We start from the raw sequence: 18,991 nt of genomic DNA on the forward strand, positions 1-18,991 counted from the left end.
TCATGAAAAAGACTGCTTCCGAAAGTATGGAGGCAGTCTTATATGTACGATCATTTTTTTATTTGGAAGTTAATGGTCCATTGGCCTTTTTGATTCAAAACCGTGTCTGAATCAAATGATACATTGGAAGTTGCGGGAATATATTGTGGCAGGTGCACTGTAATGGCGCCTTGGTATTGTTGATTGCTCACTTTTTTATGCCAAGTATCGTTTCCTTGAACAAACTTATTGCCGATCATAAAACCAGGCTTTTGGATTAGGCTTTTCCCATCTATTTGCTGTCCTGAGGTGGATTGAACGGTATAATGCACCACCATCTCTTGACCATAGTTCTTTATGGTATAGTCATTGATTGTAAGTTTAATTCCGTTATTTTCAGCAGAACCAATTGTTTTTTCCGCAGCCAGAGTGCTTATGGAAGAAACCAATACAATGCTTAAAGAAAGAAATAAGGCAAATCCAACCTTTATAACATTTGAAAAAACCCTCATAAATCGGCCTCCTAAATTATGTTTTTAAGAATGTCAAAAGTTTTAAACATCCTCGTTTATAGATTGTCTCCATTTTTAGTAAATATTCTTAAGAAAACCCAAACCCAAGGTAAAACATAATTTAATTTTTAAGTCTATTCTGCTTCTTTCATTTGCATAATAAAGGCAGGTTTTACTCATTATAGAAAAAGTGGCGGGTCTTTATAATGTAAGTACCTTCCTTATAGGGAGAACTTGAAAACATCCTAATACACGAGGCAATTAGGGAAATGATTTGACCACTAAGGAAATTATAGTATAGGAGGTATTCTCTTGAAGTTGAAGCGTTATATTAAAACGTTCAGCATTTCTTTTCTGGCTGTCATGTTAATTGTCGGCTGTCAAACAAACAACAAGGAAAAGCAAGACACGGCCGAAAAGAAAACAACCGAAGTGAAAAAAGATACCGGCTTTCCAATTTGGGGATATGATTACCAACAAACCAGGCATGTCCCTTATAAAGAAATTACAAAAGATAATGTGAAGGATTTAGGTATTGTCTGGCAATCAGATTTAGCAACCTGGGGTAAAAAAGTCCAAAATGCCTCTGAGGATTATCCAGTTGTGAAGGATGGGGTTATGTATGTAACGACTTCCTTTAACCGAGTGTTTGCCATCAATGCTTCAAATGGAAAAAAGATTTGGGATTGGCAGCCTCCTAAAGAGGTACAAGACCATCTCGATAATGCAGACCTAAGCCTGTTAGAAGTTGTTGCCAGCCGAGGGGTGGCAGTGGCGGAAGGAAATGTTTTTGTACTTATTGCAGATAATCGACTAGCTAAGCTCGATGCGAAAACTGGAAAATTAGTTAAAATGATTAATTTCTGGGACGTAGACAGTATGAAAGGGGTCACACTTGAAAACAGGTATTATGAAACATCTGCCCCTATGTACTACAAAGGTAATGTCTATGTTGGAAGCAGCGGCGGTGATAATGGAATCCGCGGCTTTGTTATGGCCTTTAAAGCAAGTGATTTAAGTCCTGCTTGGGATCAGCCTTTCTGGACGGTTCCTGAGCAAGGAAAAGACTGGGTGAAGGGTAAATTTATCGGAGGCGGTGCTGTCTGGAATCCAATGTCATTTGATCCGGATACCGATATGATGTATTTCGGCGTTGGAAATCCTGCCCCTGACTTCTTTATAAAAGCCCGCCCAGGTAAAAATCCTTATACGGATTCAGTGGTTGCTTTAGATAGTAAAACCGGTAAATTAATTTGGGCAAAATCAGAAGTTGAAAATGACGAGTGGGATTATGATGCTGCCGCGACGCCAATGGTTCTGAATGCTAATGTTGGCGGAAGTAAAAGAAAAATCGTTGTTCATGGCGGTAAAAACGGAAAATGGTTTGCTTGGGATGCGAAAACAGGTGAAACCATTTATGATGGTGTTCCATTTGTGAAAATCAAGCATTCACCTCTGACAACGGATGAGAAGACATCAGTGCCGCAATGGCCTGGAGTGGAAGGCGGGGAAAACTACGCCCCTGAAACCTATGATCCAACCACCAATTATGTCCTAATTCCGGGAATTAATGCACCGTCCATAGGGGTTGCAGCAAAAGACGAAAAAGAGTTAGAAGAAAAAAATGGGCTATTCCCGGGTACTGCCGTTGTCATCACCCCGAAAGGTGAGGAGATAAACGGCACCATCACTGCTATTGATGTGAATACCGGTAAAAAGGTCTATCAGAACAAGACGAAACAACCGATGCGCGGCGGTTTTACTAGTACAGCATCAGGGCTTGCCTTTTACGGTGAACTGGACGGAACCGTCAACGCCATGGATGTAAAAACCGGAAAAGTTTTATGGAATGCAAAAAGCGGCGGCGAACAAATTATGATGGCTCCATCGATTTACGTAGAAAACGGGAAACAATATGTGGTGTTCGTAACCGGAACGAAGGTGGTTGCCTTTGGTCTTGGCGGTAAACTGTCAGCCACACCTGAAAAGAGTCCTCAAGGTTCAGGCAAAAACGATGATTCGAATGAAGGCAGCCATGGAAATAAAGAAAAACCTAAAAAGCAGACTGCTAATATAAACGCAGAAGCTGTTTACAATAAGAGCTGTATATCCTGCCATGGTCAAAATCTTGAAGGAGGAGCCGGCCCTAGTCTAAAACATGTCGGTTCTTCCATGTCTCAGGAGGAGATTGAAAAGCAAATTATTAACGGAGGCGGGCGGATGCCGGGTGGCCTTGTTGATGCTGATCAAGCAAAAGCGCTAGCAAAATGGCTGGCTAATAAAAAGTAAAATATCTCTACTGAGAGAAAAACAAGTAAAAGGCCTGAGTCCGATTTGAATGGACTCAGGCCTTTTTCATTTTTCATCAACAGTTCTTGTCCCTTTTTGCACTATATTGCAAAACTTCGTAAGCTTTTGGACAACTATAAGTCGAAATTCTAGTTATTTTGGGATATCTGTCTACATAAGATGAAGATGACAAGGAAAAATTTGAACTCCTTGATAGCAGACAGTGTTCGGAGATTTATGAAAGGGGGAGACAACATGTGGATAAAGCCTGAGTATAAAGTGATTAACACTGCTTCTGAAGTGACCATGTATAGCTATATCGGCTAGCACAGAATCTGCTTGCCTCATTAGAAATTTTTCATGCTACAACAAATTGAACGGAGGTAGTGTAAATGAAAAAGAACCGCCTGCTGGCGCTGATTGGTGCGCTGATTGGATGTACTACAGCTGGAGGCTGGCTGATTGTAGATCTCCTGCTCCCTGATCCGCTTGGAGATTATATATTATTCCCGTTGATGGGGTTGACCAATGCGGCGATTGGGTGGCAAGTGGCAAGGCGATTGGGAAAACGGCAGGAAATGGGTAACAATGATACTCAAATGGCAAACGAAAGGACTGAAGGCAAATTCGAATTAGAGTCTTAGGAACGGCGGCAGGAGGGGGCTTTCCTCAGTGGAACTGCGCATGCTCAAATTGCCGTGATGCCCGCGAAGGAAACAAAGCACTCAAACCGTTATTACAATCATCCCTTGCCATTACTGCCAATGATAAGGATTGGTACCTTATTAATGCCGGCCCGGATGTTCACAGACAAATGGAATCATTTGCTGCACTCCATCCGGGCCCTGGAATAAGGGAGACACCGCTGGCAGGGGTTATTTTAACTGACGCCGAGCTCGACCATACGATTGGATTATTGTCATTAAGGGAAGGTTCTTGTTTAACTATTTTCGGTACTGAGACCGTAAAAGAGTGTCTTCAGGAAGACTTTCCGGTGATTCGTATGTTAAAAAACTATTGCTCATGGGAATGGCAATCTCTCCATCCTGATTTCATGAAGCAGGTGGGGGATTTAGGTGAAGGAACGATCATCGTGGAGACGGTCCCTGTTTCAAGGAAACCGCCGCTTTATGCCAAGCTGGATAAGGAAGACAAATCTTTAGATGATTTATGGGAGGTCGGATTGGTTCTGCATAATGAGATTTCCGGCAGAAGTCTTGCTTTTTTCCCTACGTTAGTAAACATTACTCCAGAGATAGAAGCATGTTTGCAGAAAGCAGATATCTTGATGGTTGACGGAACCTTTTGGTCGGAAGACGAGTTGGTCAAGATGGGGGCAGCAAAACGCGATGCCGGAAGTATGGGCCATTTACCGATTAGCGGCCCATCAGGTATTGCGGAAAAATTGGCATCTTATCCTGCTGAGCGGAAAATTCTGATTCATATTAACAATAGTAATCCTATATTAAGAAAGGATTCTTTAGAAAGAGAAATATTGGAGCGCCTTGGAATTGAAATTGCCTATGACGGGATGGAAGTGGAGGTGTAATGATGCTTGGACAAAGCAAGGTCGCAAGCAGGGAGAAGCCTTTGACAAAGGGTGAATTGACAGAGCGGTTAAAGGATGTCGGACGTTCGTTTTATCATGACAAGCATCCGTTTCATATAGCCATGCACCAAGGAAAATTAACCCGGGAACAGATTCAAGGCTGGGTCGCCAATCGATACTACTATCAGAAATCCGTTCCGATTAAAGATGCAGCTATTCTTTCGAATCTGCCTTCAAGGGAGTTAAGGAGGGAATGGATTCAGCGGATTCTTGACCATGATGGCACGCATGAAGAAAAGGGAGGGATTGAAGCATGGCTGCGGCTGGGTGAAGCGGTAGGGTTGACCCGGGAAGAAATATTACGGGAAGACCATGTAGTGCCGGGCGTCCGCTTTTCTGTTGATGCCTATGTTCATTTCGCCCGGACAAAACCGTGGATTGAAGCAGTAGCCTCGTCCTTAACTGAATTATTTTCACCAGATCTCATCTCAAAGAGAATGAAAGTACTTGAACGATTGTATCCATGGATAGACAGCAGAGGTTTTGAATATTTTCAAAATCGTCTAACGCAAGCGCCGCGTGATTCAGATTGCGCTCTTAGGCTTGTTTTAACTTATTGTCAATCACCTGAAGAACAGCAGCGGGCAGTTGATGCTTTGAAATTTAAGTGTGATGTATTATGGGCGCAGCTTGATGCCATTGAAAAGGCATATCCTGCAAAAATAGAATAGAAGGTTTTCACTCTCAAAGATAAAGGATGGGTGGTGGAGTCCATTTTAACTAGCAGCTTTCCAAAGCTCGCGGCAAAGGCGCGGCTGAAATTTGATAAGGTGAGAGAAAAACATCTTCTTTTATTACCGGAAAGGGTTGTCGTTTTAAATGAAACAGCAGCAGCTATTCTTACTTTATGTGACGGGAGGCAGACGGTGCCTGCTATAACCGAAAAGATGAGGGCTTCTCTGCTGACAGATACTAAAGCAGCTGATGCAGGTGAATTACCAGATTTAACAACCATGGAGGCGGATATTTCCAAATTTCTTCAGGAAATGGAGGATCAAGGATGGGTGGTGGTTCAAAGACATGCAACAGAAAATAACCAAACGTCATAACGGGGTCCAGCCCCCTTTTTCACTGCTTGCAGAGCTGACCCATCGGTGCCCTTTACATTGCCCATATTGTTCGAATCCTTTAAACCTGACCTCAAAGGCATTGGAACTTACAACAGAGGAATGGTGCCGTGTTCTCTCAGAGGCAGCTGATCTAGGTGTCGTTGAGGTCCATTTTTCAGGCGGGGAGCCGCTTTTACGAGACGACTTGGAGGTTCTGATCCGCCATGCACATGAATTAGAAATGTACCCCAATCTCATTACAAGCGGCATTGGATTATCAGCAGAAAAGATTTCAAGGCTTAAGGAGGCTGGTCTGGCAAATGTGCAGGTAAGCTTTCAGGCGGGTGAAGCAACGCTTTCCAACCGCATTGGCGGATATAAAGCCTTTGAGAAAAAACGGGAAGCAGCCATGTCGGTAAAAAAGGCCGGACTGCATTTGTCCTTAAATGTGGTGCTGCACCGGATGAATCTTGATCATTTGGATGAAATCATTCAGCTTGCCGAGGAATTGGGGGCTGAACGGCTGGAGCTGGCGAATACCCAATATTATAACTGGGCTTTACTTAACAGGGAGCGGCTTCTTCCAAGTATGGAACAGATTGAGCGGGCCAGGGAGATCTATGAAGCTGCAAAAGCAAGGCTTGGGAATAGAATGGAAATTATTTGGGTTATTCCTGATTATTATGCATCGTCACCCAAGCCATGTATGGGGGGCTGGGGGGCAATTGCACTTACGGCAGCACCTGATGGGTCTGTCCTTCCATGCCCGACGGCCGGGATGATGAAAGAATTATCGTTTGAAAATGTCCGTGAATCCTCTTTAAAACATATCTGGTATGAATCAAAATCCTTTAACCATTTTCGCGGGGATGCATGGATGCCTGAGCCATGCCAATCATGCAAATTCCGCCATGAGGACGGCGGCGGGTGCCGTTGTCAGGCTTATGCGTTGACTGGGGATGCACATGCAGCCGATCCAGTCTGCCAATTGGCGCCGGACCATCATTTGATAAAAATGGCCATTCGGGAGGCTGATGAGGGGAATACTGTAAAATCATCAGCCTTAATCTATCGAGGGCATCACGCCCGAAAAACGATTGCCCCAAGTAAATAATCAGTATTTCATTTTTTAGTGCTATAGGGGACTTGTACATACCCCTTGGCACTTTTTTGATGGATCATATTCCCCCGATTACAAAACCTATATAACCCATCTAAATAGAATTGATGTGGCAAGGCTGATCCAAATCAGCATGATAATAATTGCACCCGCCCATTTTTTTTGCAGTTTTTTCGGCGTTTGGCTCGCTTGCACGCGGCATTCATTCAATACTTCCTTCGGTATTAAGCTAAAGGCTCCTAAAATTCCCAGGGGCAGAAGAATGGCTTCATCTAAATAACCTAATACCGGTATCACGTCTGGAATCAAATCAATCGGGCTTAATGCATAGGCAACAATCAATAAGGATAAAGCTTTTGCATACCACGGTGTGTTCGGATGACGGCAGGCCAAATACAGGATATAAATATTATTTTTTATATTTCGGATGAATTCTTTCCATTTAAGTTTCTTCACCATATTACTTACTTCCTTTTTAAACAAATCCTTATTTTCCATCAGGCAGTCTGCCCCCTGTTATCTTGCTTCACCTGCCAGATTTTTAAACATCTTATGTGGCAGTATCCTATAGTGTGTTTTGATGTATAAAAAACACGATATTTTGGCACTCTTTTAGTTAGAATCTTATAAGCGCCTTGGTCCGCCCAGCGAACTGGACAAGTTTCAAAGCTGAAAATATATAAATACTGAAATGATAAAAAGTACATAAAGAAACTCATAAAAAAGTGGTGGTAAAAGTGAAGACATCAGATGGATCCATCCATCTTGAGGCGAAAAAGCTCATGCTGGTCAATGCAGTAAGAAGTATTGGACAAGGCATGCTGGTGGTAGATTTGACATTATATCTTCATTCGTTAGGGTGGAGCACGGCGGCGATTGGAAGTGTCATTGCAGCCGGCGGCCTGCTAAGTGTCGGACTTGCCCCTGTGATCGGCATCTATAGCGACCTTTACGGCAGAAAACCGTTTATCTTTTTTTCAGAGTTACTAACCGCCGGATGTGCGTTAATAGGGGTATTATCGACGAACCCTATCTTGCTGTTCATAGCTATTACCCTTACCGGCTTTGGGAAAGCGGAGGCTGGGTCACCCAGTCCGTGCGCCCCGGCGGAGCAGGCTTGGCTCGCTCATTTTATCCCGGCAGCTGAACGCGGAAAGGTATATAGTCTAAATAATGCTCTCAGCTTTTTCGGAATGGCGGCGGGTGCCATGCTGGCAGGGGCATTGACGTTATGGGAAAAGTATCTGCCGGCAGAATCCTACCGTCTTGTATTTTGTTTTATCAATGTCTTATCGCTTGTTACGGCGTCCATTATTTTAACCGTTCAGGATGGGAAGGCGGACCGGAAGCAGGAATCTAAATCAGGAAAACAGGAGATGAAGATTTTACAGGAAGAAAACCGTTCTGTTTTAAAATTGGCTGCGATCAACATTTTGAATGGAATTGCTATTGGACTGACAGGACCGATGATGTCGTACTGGTTTGCGGCTAAATTTGGGGCCAGTACAACACAAATTGGCAGCACGCTGGCGATTACCTTTTTTGTGACGGGCATGACCTCTATTTTACAAGCAAGATTATCTGAAAAACATGGTACTATCCAATCGATTGTGTTGGTTCGTTTCGCAGCAAGCCTGCTTCTGATTTTGATGCCTATTCTTTCATCTTATGCACTTGTTTCAGCCGTGTATATCATACGAACGGCTTTAAACCGGGGAACACAAGGGGCACAGCAGGCGCTGAGTGTAAGCTTGACCCGGGACATGCGCCGCGGCTTTGCATCAAGCATTAACCTCTTTTCAATGAGATTGCCAATGTCAATCGGACCGTATTTATCAGGTTATCTATTTGGATTAGGCTCACTCTCTCTGCCTTTCTATATTGCGTCTGCTTTACAAATGAGTTTTGCCTGTTTATATGGCAGAATCTTTAGCGGCTATGAAATTCGCATGAAATCGCCGGTATCGTCCGGACGATAAATGAATAAAAGAAGGTCTATTCCACGGATTGAATAAACCTTCTCTTATTCGTTGATATTGCCGCTAACAAAAAATTACTAGATTCCCTGTTCTATTTCTTCTATTTTTTCCATATTCATAGAATAGAATTTAAAAAATGAGGTGGAAAAGGATGCAGGGATTGATCCGGAAGGCTGATATCAACGATTTGGAGCCATTAAAGGATTTTCTAGTGAAGGCGGACCTTGGGACAGATGGGCTGACAGATGAAACGGTTAGTTCCTTTTTAATATTGGAGAATGAAAACTCCGAGATTAAGGGCACACTTGGTATGGAAGTATTTCAAAAGGATGGGTTGCTGCGTTCACTGGTCCTGTCTCCTGGACAAGCTGAACAGGAAATCTTCGTTCTGTTCGATCAAATGGTGAAGTTTGCGAAGGGACAAGGAATGGATCGTTTATTTTTAGCGACAAATAAAGCAGTGACGGTGCCATTTTTTGAATTAATGGGCTTCAAGAAAATGGAACCAAGTGAATTACCAGATGAATTTTACGATTCAGAACATATTCAGCATATCCTAAATGTGGATAACTCTCTATTTTTAGTGATTTCCTTATAATATTGTGGATATATCGCCAAAGTTATCCACTTTTTTAAGGAACTTATGCACAATTTGTGGATAAGACTTGTATTTATAACCTCCTTCTTTTATACTTTCAGACGTATTAAGTGAAAAATATGTGTAAAAGCGCCTGATTTCGCCAAAATTCGATAAAGACTTTGCAAAGTATAAAGGTGGATAACTTATGAATACAAATGTTTGGAAAGTGGATAAATATGTGGATAAATTAGAAAGTAATCCACATATTGTGGATGCAGCTCATTTTTTACGGGATAACGAAGTGATTGCTCTGCCAACCGAGACCGTTTATGGACTTGGCGGCAATGCTGAAAGTGATGAGGCGGTCACGAAAATTTTTGAGGCAAAAGGCCGTCCAGTGGATAATCCGTTAATTATTCACATCGCGGACATTGCTCAGCTTGAACAATTCACAGCAGAAATACCGGCAAAGGCTGAGGTCTTAATGGACCAGTTCTGGCCGGGCCCGTTGACCATTATTTTTAAAAAGAAACAGGGCGCCTTGTCTGAAAAAGCAACGGCGGGTTTGGATACAGTCGGGGTTCGAATGCCGGACCATCCTGTGGCATTGGCATTGTTCAGACAATGCGGACTCCCGATTGCCGCACCAAGTGCCAACAGCTCAGGCAAACCAAGTCCAACCACAGCGCAGCATGTCATGGATGACTTGAATGGAAAGATCGCCGGTGTACTGGATGCGGGACCAACTGGAGTTGGCGTGGAGTCCACTGTGGTTGACTGCACAGAGGAAATCCCTGTGATCTTGAGACCGGGCGGCATTACAAAAGAACAGCTTGAAGCAGCTGTTGGACAAGTCCGGATCGATCCTGCTTTAACAAATACTGAAGGAACGGCCCGTCCAAAAGCGCCGGGAATGAAATACCGCCACTATGCCCCCAATGCACCATTGTATTTGGTATCAGGCACCAGAGTCTTTTTGCAGCAATTAGTAGAGGAAAAAAAGCAGGAAGGACTGCGGGTTGGGGTGCTGACAACTGAAGAGCATACGGGTGAGTTTGATGCGGATGTTGTGTTTGCATGCGGCAGGCGCGCTGAATTGGAGACAGTGGCCGCCATGCTCTATGATACACTGCGCAAATTTAATCAAAGTGAAGTGGATGTTATTTTCAGTGAAATGTTCCCAACCACAGGTGTCGGCTTGGCTATCATGAACCGTCTGCAAAAGGCAGCAGGAAATAAAATGATTTCCGAATAACTTAGAAGCATCAGTATTCCTTTTTAGCATGGGAACTGGTGCTTTTTTTACAGGCAAAAGCACTCATTTCTCAATATGAATTCTAAAACCCTTTGGACGTGCATAAGTTGAAATAGTTAGTCCAAGGGGGGCGTAAGCGTAATGACAGATATCGTCGGTGAAATTATTACATTAGTGATCATGGCAGCAGCACTTGGCATGGATGCCTTCTCAGTTGGACTGGGGATGGGTATGTATAAACTGCGCCTAAGGAAAATTTTTGAAATCGGCCTTACAATTGGCTTATTCCATGTCATCATGCCGTTAGCCGGTATTCTTGCCGGAAAACTTTTATCAGATAAATTTGGTGATCTCGCATCCTGGGTTGGAGGATTGTTATTAATTGTATTAGGAATGCAAATGATTTGGTCAAGCTTAAAAAAAGAAGCCGAAAGCGTCATTACCCCAATCGGCTTTGGCTTATTGGCATTTGCCCTAAGTGTGAGTCTGGACAGCTTCTCTGTCGGGCTGACATTGGGGATTTACGGAGCTAAGACGGCATTTGTCCTCTTGTGCTTTGGTATTGTGGCGACGGTTCAGACATGGGCCGGTTTGCTATTAGGAAGAAAAGTAAGAGGCTGGCTCGGGGCATACAGTGAAGCACTTGGCGGAGCCATTCTTCTGGCATTTGGAATCAAGATGCTAAGCACGTTCTTTTAGGTCTAATGGAAGTTTTTTATCAAACAGCCTATAATAATAATGAGGGAAAGGGGGGAAAATCATTGAAGCACATTTTGTTTGTCTGTACCGGCAATACGTGCAGAAGTCCAATGGCGGCTGCCATTTTAAAAAGCAAAGAAGTGGATGGCATTGAAGTAAAGTCGGCAGGGATCTTTGCGGCAAGCGGCAGTGATGCATCGCCGCATGCCAAGCACGTGTTGGAGAACAATCAAATCTCCTACAGCCATCAATCACAGCCGCTAACCGATAGGGAAGTGGAATGGGCGGATTTCATTTTAACCATGACGGGTTCCCATAAAGCGGCTATCCAGCAGCAATATCCAAAGGCGTCTGAAAAAGTGTTCACCTTAAAGGAATTTAGCGGGGAATCTGCGGATCTTGATGTCATTGACCCCTATGGCGGCAGCCTGAAGGATTATGAGGACACCTTCCAGGAACTCAAAAAACTGATTGACGAAGTCATTCGTAAAATTAATTCCTAACAGACTCTCTATAAAAAATAGAGGGTTTTTATTTTTTTTAAGGATATCCAATACTTTATATTTTTTAAACTGTGTGTCAAAATGAAGACAGATTTAATTTTAGGAGGAATTTGAAATGAGAGTAGCTATCGCATCTGATCACGGCGGTATTCATATTCGCCAGGAGATTGCCAATTTACTTGATGAACTAAAGATTGAATACGTAGATTTTGGCTGTGACTGTGAGACATCTGTTGATTATCCGGACTATGCTCTTCCGGTGGCAGAAAAAGTAGCCAGCGGTGAATTTGACCGCGGTATTTTAATTTGTGGGACAGGCATCGGTATGAGCATCGCTGCCAACAAAGTAAAAGGAATCCGTTGTGCCCTTTGCCATGACACATTCAGTGCCAAAGCCACACGTAATCATAATGACAGCAACATGCTTGCCATGGGTGAGCGTGTTATCGGCCCTGGCCTTGCAAGAGAAATTGCCCAAATCTGGCTGACTGGCGAATATGAAGGCGGACGCCATGCCAACCGTATTGGAAAAATTACGGAGTATGAAGAAAAACATATGTAAAACGCCTTGTCAGCAATGACTAGGTTATAGATTGATCATGAGGGAAGAGGTCCACTTTGGCTAATGCAGATGGTCTGGATTGCCCGAAAAGCGGGGAAAATCCCTTTGCTGGTCCATGCAGATGAGCTGGATTACCCGAAAGGCGGGGAAAATCCCTTTGCTGGTCCATGCAGATGAGCTGGATTACCCGAAAAGCGGGAAAAATCGTTTTGGCGGTCCATGCAGGCGAGCTGGATTACCCGAAAAGCAGGGAAAATCGTTTTGGCGGTCCATGCAGGCGAGCGGATTGCCCGAAAGGCGGGGAAAATCCCTTTGGCGGTCCATGCAGGCAGCTGGATTGCCCGAAAAGTGTGAAAAATCGTTTTGCCGGTCCATGCAGGTGAGTTGGATTACCCGAAAGGCGTGAAAAATCGTTTTGGCGGTCCATGCAGGCGAGCTGGATTACCCGAAAAGCAGGGAAAATCGTTTTGGCGGTCCATGCAGGCGAGCTGGATTACCCGAAAGGCGGGAAAAATCCCTTTGCCGGTCCATGCAGATGAGCTGGATTACCCGAAAAGCAGGGAAAATCGTTTTGGCGGTCCATGCAGGCGAGCTGGATTACCCGAAAGGCGGGGAAAATCGTTTAGCCGGTCCATGCAGGCGAGCTGGATTACCCGAAAGGCGTGAAAAATCCCTTTGCCGGTCCATGCAGATGAGCTGGATTACCCGAAAAGCAGGGAAAATCGTTTTGGCGGTCCATGCAGGCGAGCTGGATTACCCGAAAGGCGTGAAAAATCCCTTTGCCGGTCCATGCAGGCGAGCTGGATTGCCCGAAAGGCGTGAAAAATCCCTTTGCCGGTCCATGCAGGCGAGCTGGATTGCCCGAAAGGCGTGAAAAATCCCTTTGCCGGTCCATGCAGGCAGCTGGATTGCCCGAAAAGCGTGAAAAATCGTTTAGCCGGTCCATGCAGGTGAGTTGGATTACCCGAAAGGCGTGAAAAATCCCTTTGCCGGTCCATGCAGGCGAGCTGGATTACCCGAAAAGCGGGAAAAATCGTTTTGGCGGTCCATGCAGGCGAGCTGGATTACCCGAAAGGCGTGAAAAATCCCTTTGCCGGTCCATGCAGGCGAGCTGGATTACCCGAAAAGAAAGCCCCTACCCCGGTCAATCAAAGGCCCCTTGTTTTACCTAAAAATAAGCAAATTGTTCATAAATCTATTTTGAAAGGACGACCATGTATGATTCACGAATGGGAAAAACAGCTTGAAACCATATTAACCGAATTCAACGAACAGGTGGCGCTGGAACCCGGTGAGCTTTTGGTCGTGGGCTGCAGCACCAGCGAGGTGGCCGGTGAACGAATCGGTACAGCCGGCACTTTTGAGGTGGCAGAAATGATTTTTCATGCATTGAAAACACTGCAGGCGAAAACAGGGATTGCGCTTGCATTTCAATGCTGTGAACACTTGAACCGGGCAGTGGTTGTCGAACGATCTGTCGCGCTTGAGCGCAGGTTGGAGGAAGTATCTGTGATACCTGTCCGAAAAGCTGGCGGGGCAATGGCAACATATGCCTTTGAACATTTGGATGATGCGGTTGTCGTGGAATTTATCAAGGCAGAAGCGGGAATTGATATCGGCCAAACATTAATCGGCATGCATTTAAAACATGTCGCCGTACCGGTTCGCGTATCACAGAAGACAGTTGGCAATGCCCTTGTGACACTGGCAAAAACAAGACCAAAACTAATTGGCGGCGTTAGAGCAGTTTATGAGAAAAAAGACGAAAATTACAAGTGTTAGTTAACCTTTTTGTCCGGAATTTGTTAAAAAACATATAAATTTACTAGTATAAAAAATATACCATTTAACAAAAACCGAAAAATAGGTGTCTTTTATAAGTACTTATGCTACAATGTAGATGCAATTTTCAAACGGTTTAGTTTTCACATATATTTCAAGGGGGACTCTCGAATATGAAGCATTTGTCTCAATCGGACGAGCAAGTTTTTAAAGCCATTCAACAGGAACTTGGCCGCCAGCGTGCAAAGATTGAATTGATCGCCTCAGAAAACTTTGTCAGCGAGGCTGTAATGGAGGCACAAGGCTCTGTTTTAACAAATAAATATGCAGAAGGCTACCCAGGACGCCGTTATTATGGCGGCTGTGAATATGTTGATATTGTTGAAAATTTAGCCCGCGACCGTGCGAAGGAAATCTTCGGGGCGGAGTATGTGAATGTTCAGCCGCACTCTGGTGCACAAGCCAATATGGCAGTTTACTTCACAGTTCTTGAGCCAGGCGATACGGTTCTTGGTATGAACCTCTCACATGGCGGTCACTTAACACACGGCAGCCCAGTTAACTTCAGCGGTATTCAATATAATTTCGTAGAATATGGTGTAGATGAAGTAACACACCGCATTAATTATGATGATGTCCGTTCAAAAGCACTTGAGCATAAGCCAAAATTAATCGTAGCAGGAGCCAGCGCTTACCCGCGTGAGATTGATTTTGCTAAATTCCGTGAGATTGCGGATGAAGTTGGTGCTTACTTAATGGTCGATATGGCTCACATTGCCGGCCTTGTTGCTGCAGGCTTGCATCCAAATCCAGTGCCATACGCTCAATTTGTAACCACAACCACTCATAAAACTCTTCGCGGACCACGAGGCGGGATGATTTTAACAACTGAAGAATTCGGTAAAAAAATTGATAAATCTATCTTCCCTGGTATCCAAGGCGGTCCATTAATGCATGTCATCGCAGCTAAAGCAGTTGCTTTTGGGGAAGCATTACAGGACAGCTTTAAAGATTATGCGAAAAACATTATTGCCAATGCCAAGCGGCTTGCAGAAGGACTACAAAAAGAAGGCATAACCATTGTTTCCGGCGGTACAGACAATCACTTGCTGCTGCTCGATGTTTCCAAAATTGGCTTAACAGGTAAAGTGGCTGAACACGTACTGGATGAAGTTGGCATCACTGTTAATAAAAACACGATTCCATTTGACACACAAAGCCCGTTTGTTACAAGCGGTATCCGTATTGGAACAGCTGCTGTTACTTCACGCGGCTTTGGCTTAGAAGAAATGGATGAAATTGCATCGATTATTGCCATCACATTGAAAAATCATGAAGATGCGGCAAAACTTGAGGAAGCTCGTGAAAGAGTAAGTGCTTTATCAAGCAAATTTACCCTCTATCCTGAATATTAAGAGTAAAAATCGGCCTAACTAGTAATAGCGGGCCGATTTTTTTTCGTTAAAGGCCCCTCGCTTGAGTTGCTCATTCGACAGTTTTTCTGTAAAATTAGTCGAAGTGTGAAAAATTTATTAAAAGGGGCGATTATTGTGGCAAAGGTTTACGTATTCGACCACCCACTAATTCAACATAAGCTGACATACATACGTGATAAAAATACAGGAACAAAAGAATTCCGTGAACTTGTAGATGAAGTGGCTACATTGATGGCGTTCGAAATCACAAGGGATATGCCGCTTGAAGATATCGAAATCGAGACACCGGTATGCAAGACACAATCAAAGGTTTTGTCTGGGAAAAAGATTGGATTGGTGCCAATTTTACGTGCAGGAATTGGAATGGTTGATGGAGTTTTAAAACTGATCCCAGCTGCGAAAGTTGGACACGTGGGTCTATACCGCGATCCAGAAACATTGAAACCGGTGGAATACTATGTGAAGCTGCCAAATGACGTGGAAGAGCGCGATTTCATCGTGGTTGACCCAATGCTCGCAACAGGCGGATCTGCTATTGATGCCATCCATGCCTTAAAAAAACGCGGCGCTAAACATATCAAATTTATGTGCCTGATTGCCGCACCTGAAGGCGTCGAAGCTGTGAAGAATGAGCACCCTGATGTTGACATTTATATCGCCGCACTAGATGAGAAATTGAACGACCACGGATACATCGTACCAGGACTTGGCGATGCCGGTGACCGATTGTTCGGAACGAAATAAGAAAGTAAGAAGATACCTTAGCCAGGCTTTTAATACAGCCTGGCTTTTTGGTGTTCCTTAGAAATGTATAATTAGTAATCTTTTTATCAAAAGATCATTGGTTTTTTCTCTTAGAAAGAGGGGTGGCTTCAGTAATTGTCTGATCAGCCAAAACAGGTTGAAAAATAGCGAAACCCATTGGAAAACGGCCAAAACATATAAAAGGACAGCCAAAACCCCCAGAAAACAGCCAAAACTATAAAAACTCAAATTCGAAATGGTGTGCAATGTCCAAGGTGTTATCAATTTTCAATGGTTTATCAATCGGCCAACTGGCAATGCCCGAATTGTTCCTTTATTTCAAAGGACGCCTATATAAAGAGTGTGGATGACTTTTTTATACTCATAAGTCCAATGATGACGAGAAAGCAATTTAAGGAATTTTTGCTTATTCCGAAAGACTCTTCGGCAAAAACCCAATTAAAAGTGCTAAACCTTCCTTCAGTTGGATTGAAACGAGGAACAAAATATTACCTCCCCAATAACTGCATACTTTCCCCGTCGAATGAAAACGATATGAAAAAAGGGGATTTCTTCAAATGAAACTTCTATTATCTTTGCTTCTGGCATTTCAGATACAAGCAATACCGGCCCTGACCCCAGTGCCAGCCAGCACCCATTCGCAACCATTAATCCACCCGCCCATTCCTAAACAAACGAAAGACACCGTCGCCGTCGTGGTACTGAACAAACCACATACTGAAAACGAAATCAGACAGCTCATAAAACCTTTTAAGGGCATCAAGTTAAGGCGGATTTTTCAAGAAGCATTGTATGGCTTTTCAGTTATAGGCTCCCCAGATTCTATCGCCCGGCTCAAACAGAAACATCAAAATCAAATCATTCATATTTCACCCGTAAGCCAGTATCAGGTTCAGACAGAAGAAAGCGTTGATATTATCGGCGGTGATGAGGTCCGCAGCTTTTATGACCTAAACGACAACCGCATTACAGGGAAAGGCATTACCGTTGGCGTTATTGATACCGGCATTGACTACAACCATCCTGACTTAAGGAGAAACTATTCCGGCGGCCATGATCTAGTTGACAATGACAATGATCCAATGGAGACCTTGACTCCCGGGCAGGCAACGCTCCACGGCACCCATGTTGCAGGCGTCATTGCGGCCAATGGAAAAATCCAGGGAGTTGCGCCCGAAGCCAAAATTATTGCGTACCGGGCGCTCGGTCCTGGCGGCGGGGGAACGACGGAGCAGGTGCTGGCAGCGATTGATCAGGCGATCAAAGACAAAGTGGATGTTATGAACTTGTCGTTAGGCAACAGCATTAATGGGCCGGACCTTCCCATCAGCCTTGCGCTTGACCGTGCCGTCGATAAAGGGATTGTTGCAGTGGCTGCAGCTGGCAACTCCGGACCGAATGTCTGGACAGTCGGATCACCTGGTACCTCATCAAAGGCTATTTCCGTTGGAGCATCCACACCGACAATGGAAATACCCTATTTATTAATAGAAGGAATGCGTGGAAAATATAGGATACAGCCGATGGAGGGATCGGCAAAATGGGAGCTTGACCGGACCTATGAAATTGTAGACGGCGGTCTCGGGCGTAAACAGGACCTCCAGAATGTTCAAGGGAAAATAGTTCTCATCAAGCGGGGGAAGTTTACTTTTTCTGAAAAAGCTAAAAATGCAGAGGAAGCAGGAGCAAAGGCCGTACTAATATATAACAACATTAAAGGCAGCTTTTTGGGCAACTTAGAGTCGGAAATTTCTATCCCGGTTGGAAGCTTGACAAAGAAAGATGGGGAGGCTTTAAAAAAACAGCAGCTGTCCGCTAGGCTTTATGTCAGAAAGGAAAAAGATCAGCTGGCAGATTTTAGCTCAAGGGGCCCGGTAACAGGGTCATGGGATATTAAACCAGATATTCTAGCACCTGGTGTGGCGATTAACTCGACGGTTCCAGGAGGATATATGTCACTTCAGGGAACCAGCATGGCTGCACCGCATGTTGCGGGGGCGTGTGCACTGATCAAGCAGGCACATCCCGATTGGTCACCGCAGCAAATTAAGTCGGCTTTAATGAATACAGCCCTGCCGCTGGGGGAAACCGCAGCAGAAAACAGAGCAAAGCCGCGCATTCCTTCCGCAGGTCATAATGCTTTGGCCCACTACCACACCTATGAGCAGGGGGCCGGCAGGATTCAGGCTGCCGAGGCAATTCAAACAGAGTCGCTTGTCACGCCAGGAAGCTTAAAGTTCGGTAAGTTTACGAAGAAACGAAATGTTCATGAAGCCCAGTTGACCGTTGAAAATGTCAGCGGCAAAAAACAGCGGTATTCCTTTTCTATCCCCTATCATGAAGACGGACTTGATTGGTGGCTCCCATTATCCTTTGTATTGGAGCCGAAGCAGAAGAAGAGTATTACCGTTCAGTTAAGGATTGACCCAGCTATTTTTAAAAAGAAAATCCATGACGGTTATTTAAAATTGAAAGCTGGAAACAAAGTCATCAACATTCCTTATTTGTATGTACTAGAGGAGCCTGGCTATCCAAGGGTGATGGGATTTGATTTTGCAGAAGGGGACAAACCGGGACAGTACCATTACGAAGTATATCTGCCGGGAGGAGCGGAGGAATTCGGAATTGCCCTGTTTAACCCGGAAAGCTATCATTTTGTTAAATTTCTGGATGCACGCATGAACGTAAAGAACGGACTTTTAAAGAAGGATTTCACCGCTGAAGAACTTCCGCCGGAGGGAGCATACCTGGCAAAAGTCTTTGCCAAAAAGGCGGGAAAGGAAGACTATATTGAAACGATTATTACGATAATGAAATAACTTCCAAAGAAAGGCATCATATGGTTGTGATGCCTTTTTTTGAGTGTTCATTT

General features: G+C 44.3%; 20 protein-coding genes. 18 read left to right on the forward strand and 2 right to left on the reverse strand.

Annotated elements, in window-relative coordinates; all coding sequences use genetic code 11:
• Nucleotides 1-50: 50 nt before the first annotated feature.
• Complete coding sequence (locus tag M3183_RS03685) at nt 51-491, reverse strand: hypothetical protein (protein ID WP_251466607.1); 441 nt, start codon at nt 489-491, stop codon at nt 51-53.
• A 312-nt stretch (nt 492-803) separates the two neighbouring features.
• Here M3183_RS03685 and M3183_RS03690 point away from each other — a divergent pair, with 312 nt between their 5' ends.
• The 6 genes from M3183_RS03690 (at nt 804) to pqqE (ending at nt 6,552) form a co-directional block, all read left to right on the forward strand.
• On the forward strand, nt 804-2,780 hold the full coding sequence (locus M3183_RS03690) for an outer membrane protein assembly factor BamB family protein (protein WP_251466610.1): 1,977 nt from the start codon (nt 804-806) through the stop codon (nt 2,778-2,780).
• Between the two features lie 392 nt (nt 2,781-3,172).
• Nucleotides 3,173-3,424, forward strand: a complete 252-nt coding sequence (locus tag M3183_RS03695; RefSeq protein ID WP_251466612.1) for a hypothetical protein — start codon at nt 3,173-3,175, stop codon at nt 3,422-3,424.
• Nucleotides 3,412-4,329 carry a pyrroloquinoline quinone biosynthesis protein PqqB gene (pqqB, locus tag M3183_RS03700; protein WP_251466895.1) on the forward strand — a complete coding sequence of 306 codons (918 nt, stop codon included), beginning with the start codon at nt 3,412-3,414 and terminating at the stop codon, nt 4,327-4,329. Before M3183_RS03695 ends, pqqB begins: the two co-directional genes overlap by 13 nt.
• Nucleotides 4,329-5,060 carry a pyrroloquinoline-quinone synthase PqqC gene (gene pqqC / locus M3183_RS03705; RefSeq protein WP_251466614.1) on the forward strand — a complete coding sequence of 244 codons (732 nt, stop codon included), beginning with the start codon at nt 4,329-4,331 and terminating at the stop codon, nt 5,058-5,060. The genes pqqB and pqqC overlap by 1 nt, the downstream gene beginning before the upstream one ends.
• A 33-nt stretch (nt 5,061-5,093) precedes the next feature.
• Complete coding sequence (gene pqqD / locus M3183_RS03710; RefSeq protein ID WP_251466617.1) at nt 5,094-5,438, forward strand: pyrroloquinoline quinone biosynthesis peptide chaperone PqqD; 345 nt, start codon at nt 5,094-5,096, stop codon at nt 5,436-5,438.
• Nucleotides 5,410-6,552, forward strand: coding sequence for a pyrroloquinoline quinone biosynthesis protein PqqE (pqqE, locus tag M3183_RS03715; protein ID WP_251466620.1), 1,143 nt, complete (start codon nt 5,410-5,412; stop codon nt 6,550-6,552). Before pqqD ends, pqqE begins: the two co-directional genes overlap by 29 nt.
• Before the next feature lie 87 nt (nt 6,553-6,639).
• Here the strand turns inward: pqqE and M3183_RS03720 are convergent, their stop codons facing one another.
• Nucleotides 6,640-7,056: a YkvA family protein gene (locus M3183_RS03720; RefSeq protein WP_251466623.1), complete on the reverse strand. Its 417-nt coding sequence runs from the start codon at nt 7,054-7,056 to the stop codon at nt 6,640-6,642.
• A 239-nt stretch (nt 7,057-7,295) separates the two neighbouring features.
• Here M3183_RS03720 and M3183_RS03725 point away from each other — a divergent pair, with 239 nt between their 5' ends.
• The 12 genes from M3183_RS03725 to M3183_RS03780 all read left to right on the forward strand — a co-directional run bounded on the left by M3183_RS03725 (nt 7,296) and on the right by M3183_RS03780 (nt 18,938).
• Entirely contained in the window at nt 7,296-8,537 is a 1,242-nt protein-coding gene (locus M3183_RS03725; protein ID WP_251466626.1) for an MFS transporter, read from the forward strand.
• Between the two features lie 151 nt (nt 8,538-8,688).
• Nucleotides 8,689-9,135, forward strand: a complete 447-nt coding sequence (locus tag M3183_RS03730) for a GNAT family N-acetyltransferase (protein WP_251466628.1) — start codon at nt 8,689-8,691, stop codon at nt 9,133-9,135.
• A 187-nt stretch (nt 9,136-9,322) separates the two neighbouring features.
• Nucleotides 9,323-10,372 carry an L-threonylcarbamoyladenylate synthase gene (locus tag M3183_RS03735; protein ID WP_251466630.1) on the forward strand — a complete coding sequence of 350 codons (1,050 nt, stop codon included), beginning with the start codon at nt 9,323-9,325 and terminating at the stop codon, nt 10,370-10,372.
• A 141-nt stretch (nt 10,373-10,513) separates the two neighbouring features.
• On the forward strand, nt 10,514-11,071 hold the full coding sequence (locus M3183_RS03740) for a manganese efflux pump MntP (RefSeq protein ID WP_251466632.1): 558 nt from the start codon (nt 10,514-10,516) through the stop codon (nt 11,069-11,071).
• Nucleotides 11,072-11,133: 62 nt separating this feature from the next.
• On the forward strand, nt 11,134-11,574 hold the full coding sequence (locus M3183_RS03745) for a low molecular weight protein arginine phosphatase (RefSeq protein ID WP_251466634.1): 441 nt from the start codon (nt 11,134-11,136) through the stop codon (nt 11,572-11,574).
• A gap of 115 nt (nt 11,575-11,689) precedes the next feature.
• Nucleotides 11,690-12,136, forward strand: coding sequence for a ribose 5-phosphate isomerase B (gene rpiB, locus M3183_RS03750; protein WP_251466636.1), 447 nt, complete (start codon nt 11,690-11,692; stop codon nt 12,134-12,136).
• A 173-nt stretch (nt 12,137-12,309) separates the two neighbouring features.
• Entirely contained in the window at nt 12,310-12,519 is a 210-nt protein-coding gene (locus M3183_RS03755) for a hypothetical protein (RefSeq protein ID WP_251466638.1), read from the forward strand.
• A 32-nt stretch (nt 12,520-12,551) separates the two neighbouring features.
• The gene (locus M3183_RS03760) at nt 12,552-13,010 is read left to right on the forward strand and encodes a hypothetical protein (RefSeq protein ID WP_251466640.1); all 459 of its coding nucleotides are present in this window, start codon (nt 12,552-12,554) and stop codon (nt 13,008-13,010) included.
• Between the two features lie 344 nt (nt 13,011-13,354).
• On the forward strand, nt 13,355-13,918 hold the full coding sequence (locus tag M3183_RS03765) for a TIGR01440 family protein (protein ID WP_251466898.1): 564 nt from the start codon (nt 13,355-13,357) through the stop codon (nt 13,916-13,918).
• 173 nt (nt 13,919-14,091) lie between these two features.
• Nucleotides 14,092-15,333 (forward strand): serine hydroxymethyltransferase, encoded by a 1,242-nt coding sequence (glyA, locus tag M3183_RS03770; RefSeq protein WP_251466642.1) that lies wholly within the window; start codon nt 14,092-14,094, stop codon nt 15,331-15,333.
• Between the two features lie 135 nt (nt 15,334-15,468).
• Nucleotides 15,469-16,098, forward strand: coding sequence for a uracil phosphoribosyltransferase (upp, locus tag M3183_RS03775; RefSeq protein WP_251466644.1), 630 nt, complete (start codon nt 15,469-15,471; stop codon nt 16,096-16,098).
• Between the two features lie 578 nt (nt 16,099-16,676).
• Entirely contained in the window at nt 16,677-18,938 is a 2,262-nt protein-coding gene (locus M3183_RS03780) for a S8 family serine peptidase (RefSeq protein ID WP_251466646.1), read from the forward strand.
• The last annotated feature ends 53 nt before the right edge of the window (nt 18,939-18,991 follow it).

It is taken from the genome of Neobacillus mesonae (assembly GCF_023715155.1).
Classification (GTDB): domain Bacteria; phylum Bacillota; class Bacilli; order Bacillales; family Cytobacillaceae; genus Neobacillus; species Neobacillus mesonae_A.

Coding starts and splice junctions, on each gene's coding strand:
- M3183_RS03685 (WP_251466607.1), bottom strand. CDS start 491: ATGAGGGTTTTTTCAAATGTTATAAAGGTTGGATTTGCCTTATTTCTT.
- rpiB (WP_251466636.1), top strand. CDS start 11,690: ATGAGAGTAGCTATCGCATCTGATCACGGCGGTATTCATATTCGCCAG.
- M3183_RS03780 (WP_251466646.1), top strand. CDS start 16,677: ATGAAACTTCTATTATCTTTGCTTCTGGCATTTCAGATACAAGCAATA.
- M3183_RS03735 (WP_251466630.1), top strand. CDS start 9,323: ATGAATACAAATGTTTGGAAAGTGGATAAATATGTGGATAAATTAGAA.
- pqqC (WP_251466614.1), top strand. CDS start 4,329: ATGATGCTTGGACAAAGCAAGGTCGCAAGCAGGGAGAAGCCTTTGACA.
- M3183_RS03730 (WP_251466628.1), top strand. CDS start 8,689: ATGCAGGGATTGATCCGGAAGGCTGATATCAACGATTTGGAGCCATTA.
- glyA (WP_251466642.1), top strand. CDS start 14,092: ATGAAGCATTTGTCTCAATCGGACGAGCAAGTTTTTAAAGCCATTCAA.
- M3183_RS03720 (WP_251466623.1), bottom strand. CDS start 7,056: ATGGAAAATAAGGATTTGTTTAAAAAGGAAGTAAGTAATATGGTGAAG.
- M3183_RS03755 (WP_251466638.1), top strand. CDS start 12,310: ATGAGCTGGATTACCCGAAAAGCGGGAAAAATCGTTTTGGCGGTCCAT.
- pqqE (WP_251466620.1), top strand. CDS start 5,410: ATGCAACAGAAAATAACCAAACGTCATAACGGGGTCCAGCCCCCTTTT.
- M3183_RS03740 (WP_251466632.1), top strand. CDS start 10,514: ATGACAGATATCGTCGGTGAAATTATTACATTAGTGATCATGGCAGCA.
- M3183_RS03765 (WP_251466898.1), top strand. CDS start 13,355: ATGATTCACGAATGGGAAAAACAGCTTGAAACCATATTAACCGAATTC.
- M3183_RS03695 (WP_251466612.1), top strand. CDS start 3,173: ATGAAAAAGAACCGCCTGCTGGCGCTGATTGGTGCGCTGATTGGATGT.